This is a genomic window from Pararhizobium antarcticum, assembly GCF_001885585.1.
In the GTDB taxonomy this organism is placed as follows: Bacteria; Pseudomonadota; Alphaproteobacteria; order Rhizobiales; family Rhizobiaceae; genus Pararhizobium; species Pararhizobium antarcticum.
This window is the reverse complement of record NZ_LSRP01000030.1, coordinates 1-2399: the sequence shown is the minus strand read 5'-3', so window position 1 is coordinate 2399 and position 2399 is coordinate 1. Positions and strand designations below refer to the sequence as shown.

Below are 2399 nucleotides of genomic sequence, written 5' to 3'. Positions count from 1 at the left end.
TCTTCGCAAAGGGTCAGAAGAAGGCCAGACCAGGTCTGGCAACTGAAATCGTCAAGCGATCCGATGCGGCCAAAGGCTTCGAGTTGTTGCCACGCCGATGGGTTGTCGAGCGAACCTTCGCATGGCTCGGACGATGCCGTAGACTGGCCAAGGACCTCGAAAACCTGTCAAGAAATGCGCTTGCCTTCCTCAAATTAGCCTCCATCCGCCTCATGCTGCGAAGGCTATGTTCAAAATGAGAAAGTGTTCGGACGGACTCTAAGGGAACGGCTTGCAACTATGCCCCGGTCCGTTGGTGCGGCTGCGGCCAATGCAACGCTCGCCCTGTACCACGCGGCCCTGGAACCGATGGAAGAAATGGGTGAGACGGCTCCGCAGCCTTTTCGCGATGCCCAGTTTCAGCGCGCCCGGCGCCTGATCGAAATCCGGCTAGGCGATATCCGCCTGGATGCGGACACACTGGCAGCAGACTTGGGTCTTTCACGCTCGACGCTTTATCGCCTGTTCGAGCCGTATCAGGGCATCGCAAGCTTCGTGCTCGACCGCAGGCTCGCCCATGCTCAAAAAGCCTTGTGCGTTCCGCATGACACCCGCCATATCGGGATCATCGCGGCTGAATATGGTTTTTCCGATCCGTCCCATTTTAGCCGGGCGTTTCGCCGTCGCTTCGGCATCACACCGTTCGAGCAAAGGCGGCAAGGACGCAACGCCCCGGCGAGCGCTGGCCTGGGGGATGGCTTTGATCTGAGGCCATGGATCAAGACCTTGGCCTGAAGATTTGATGCTTGAAAAAAGCCGGGTTTGAGGCGCTGACAACCGACACGGATTCGAAAAAGCCCTGTTTCAAACCCATCGGTCAATTGTGCTGTTCAAAGGTGGCGTTCCAGCAGGTGAGATGCTTGCTGCCTTTGCGGCGATCTGCGATGAGCATTCTTCCATCCTGCGGAGACAATTCGATGAGCGACGCTTTTGGCTTCATGTTCGCCTTCTATGGACTGCTGCTTGGCCTTGCCTTCGCCGAAGTCGTTTCCGGCTTTTCTCGTGCCTATGATGAGCGCCACAAACGCAAGCTTGGAATCGTTTCGCCGCTGTTTGGCGCACTCCTGCTTGTTGATCTGATCACGTTCTGGATGAACGCCTGGGCCTATCGTGATTTGCCTGACGTCAGCTATCTTGCAGCGCTTGCAGTTGCGCTGGTCGCCCTTCTCTATTATTTCGCCGCTACACAGGTTTTTCCGAAGGCAACAGAAAAGGACACGCTGGACCACCACATCATGGAGCACCGGCGTGTCGTTGTGTTCTGTGTGCTTGGCAGCAATCTGCTCACCCAGGTTCCAAATGCGGTCTCTGCAGTCAGCGCACCTTGGCCGATGGCAAAGGTGGGTGTCTGGGCCGGGGTCAATCTTGTCTATTACATCCTTCTCGTCGTGGCAGGATTTGCGGCAAGCAAGAGGGTCGTTGCCGCGGCGGTCGGCATCGCGCTCGTTTATGTAACCGGCGTCACGGCAACATTTGCGTAATCATTACGTAATTTTCCATTCCTGGCTCAATTTATCCGTTAGAGCGCCTACACGAAAGCTTTGCGTTCTTCTGAACTTTCAGTTGAATGTTTGGTGCAGCCGACACGCCCAACAGCATCGCTGACGTCTATTTGCCATATCGCCTTCACACTGCACGCGACACCAGGTGTTAGAAAATACTGACTTACGCTTGCCCAAGGCTGGAGGCGACAAGGTCGTGAGCGCAACGAATGGCCCACGGCTTTCTTGATTGACGGAATAGGTTTCCTGCGCTCGGTCAGAACTTCTGCTTTGCCCGCTTCGGCATAAAGTAGGTTCGGATGTTGACGAGTGCTTCGGCGATATCAGCAGCATCCTGGCAGGTCGCTTTGCGTTTAACCTCTTCGTCAGTCCAATTCCGCCGATGAAGTCCCCCGGTGATCACCTCTATCCGCCGGTAGACCCCGTCATGCCTGGCTTCAAGCATGGCATCAGCGCGATCTCCAATCATTCCGTTCCGCTCCTGTAGATGGAGGAGCATATCTCGCGGCCTTGGTTAGAAAAGGAAAGGTGGGCTGTTCGTCGCGCTCACACAAGGTCAAAAGCCACATGACACTGGGACGAGCCACGAACTGCCGCACAAGGCGATGACGGTTCTGTTAGCTTTAGCTATGCACTGGCAAAACGGTTGAGGAGGTTCAAATCACCTCGGGCGTATTGAAGCTATGGGACTTGCCAATGGTGTAGGGATCAAGCGGGGCAGGTTCCTGCCACCATTTTTTGCTGAAGTCGGCACCAAACATTATAGCGCGCTGTTTAATACGGCGGGTCGAATGAGATGCAACATCTTCAATCCGCTGCACGGATGGTTGGGGATCCGGAGGTCGTAAAGACTTACAG

Annotated in this window: 4 protein-coding genes and 1 pseudogene; 3 read left to right on the top strand and 2 right to left on the bottom strand. The window is 55.3% G+C overall.

All coding sequences use genetic code 11. The annotated features are described in order from the left end of the window. The 3 genes from AX760_RS03545 to AX760_RS03535 form a co-directional block, all read left to right on the top strand. The coding region (locus AX760_RS03545) for a transposase (RefSeq protein ID WP_139276435.1) at window positions 1-239 on the top strand (239 nt) is incomplete at its 5' end. 40 nt (window positions 240-279) lie between these two features. After that, window positions 280-774 (top strand): helix-turn-helix domain-containing protein, encoded by a 495-nt coding sequence (locus AX760_RS03540; RefSeq protein WP_071831520.1) that lies wholly within the window; start codon window positions 280-282, stop codon window positions 772-774. Between the two features lie 182 nt (window positions 775-956). Next, complete coding sequence (locus tag AX760_RS03535) at window positions 957-1520, top strand: hypothetical protein (protein WP_071831518.1); 564 nt, start codon at window positions 957-959, stop codon at window positions 1518-1520. Window positions 1521-1797: 277 nt separating this feature from the next. Here the strand turns inward: AX760_RS03535 and AX760_RS27035 are convergent. Both AX760_RS27035 and AX760_RS27385 read right to left on the bottom strand, forming a co-directional pair. Next, a pseudogene (locus tag AX760_RS27035) lies at window positions 1798-1902 on the bottom strand (UPF0149 family protein); the annotation flags it as partial. Between the two features lie 295 nt (window positions 1903-2197). Then, window positions 2198-2399 (bottom strand): hypothetical protein (locus AX760_RS27385; RefSeq protein WP_210187365.1); only part of this gene is annotated, 202 nt, incomplete at its 5' end.

Bases quoted from the DNA above. Each gene is read 5' to 3' on its own strand.
- AX760_RS03540 (WP_071831520.1), top strand. From the start codon at position 280: ATGCCCCGGTCCGTTGGTGCGGCTGCGGCCAATGCAACGCTCGCCCTG.
- AX760_RS03535 (WP_071831518.1), top strand. From the start codon at position 957: ATGAGCGACGCTTTTGGCTTCATGTTCGCCTTCTATGGACTGCTGCTT.